Raw genomic sequence first — 1,102 nt, forward strand, 5'->3', positions numbered from 1 at the left:
CTATAAAGCGTAAAGGATTTTTGAAGAGAATTAAAGATAAAAATATTACTTTTAGTACTGAAACAGACATACCTTTTGCTTATAAAAGTTTTAGTCAAGATCTCTCTTCACAGCTTTTATCTATTTTAAAGGATATGGTAATAAATATCGAAGAAGAACAAAAGCTGTATTTAAGCAAATTTGCAACAAATGTTATTTATGATAAAGAGATCCTAGATAGTTTAAATGTTAAGAAAATTTTAGAGAATATTTATCTCTTAATTAGTACAGAAAAATTAAGTGAATTAAATTTACAATATCCTGTTTTACAGATAAAAAATTTTATAAATAGCTTATAGTATCCTTTATTTTTAGGTAATTTGGGTAGATTCGTTGTATTATATAGGGGATATTTTAGTTTATTTTAATTAGGAGATTTGATAATGTCAAAATACACATTACCTGAATTAGGTTATGACTTTAATGCGTTAGAGCCATTTTTAGATGCAGCAACTATGGAAATCCACCATGATAAACATCACGCTGCTTATGTAAATAATGCTAACGCAGTATTTGAAAAGCATCCTGAATTATTTAAAGACTGTCCTGCATGTTTTTGTCGTGGCGTAAAAGATCTTCCTGCTGACGTAAAAACTGCATTACGTAATAATGTAGGTGGACACTATAACCATACTTTATTTTGGGAATCTTTAAAGAAAGATGTGGCTTTACCATCTGCTTTAGAAGCAAAATTAGTTGAAGATTTTGGATCAGTAGGAGCATTTAAAGCTGAGTTTGAAAAAGCGGCTGCTACACGTTTTGGTTCTGGTTGGGCTTGGTTAGTTTTAACGGCTGATGATAAATTAAAAGTAGTAAGTACTGCAAATCAAGATAATCCATTAATGGGTGTTGAGGTTGCTGGCGTTGAAGGTACTCCTTTATTAGGCTTAGATGTTTGGGAACACGCTTACTACTTAAAATATCAAAATCGTCGTCCAGAGTATGTATCAGCATTTTGGAATGTTGTAAACTGGGATGTGGTTTTAGATCGTTTAAATAAAAAATCAGCAGATTGTAAAGAAGGTTTAAGATAATAGCTTCTTTGTAGATAAAATAATTGTAG

Annotated in this window: 2 protein-coding genes; both read left to right on the forward strand. The window is 30.5% G+C overall.

Going from position 1 to position 1,102, the window contains the following annotated elements; translation table 11 throughout:
* Positions 1-338: hypothetical protein (locus CKF59_RS06695; RefSeq protein ID WP_222985662.1), on the forward strand; the 338-nt coding region annotated here is incomplete at its 5' end.
* A gap of 84 nt (positions 339-422) precedes the next feature.
* Positions 423-1,073, forward strand: coding sequence for a superoxide dismutase (locus CKF59_RS06700; protein WP_119535169.1), 651 nt, complete (start codon positions 423-425; stop codon positions 1,071-1,073).
* Positions 1,074-1,102: the final 29 nt, after the last annotated feature.

The organism is Psittacicella gerlachiana, assembly GCF_003585965.1.
GTDB classification, from domain to species: domain Bacteria; phylum Pseudomonadota; class Gammaproteobacteria; order Enterobacterales; family Psittacicellaceae; genus Psittacicella; species Psittacicella gerlachiana.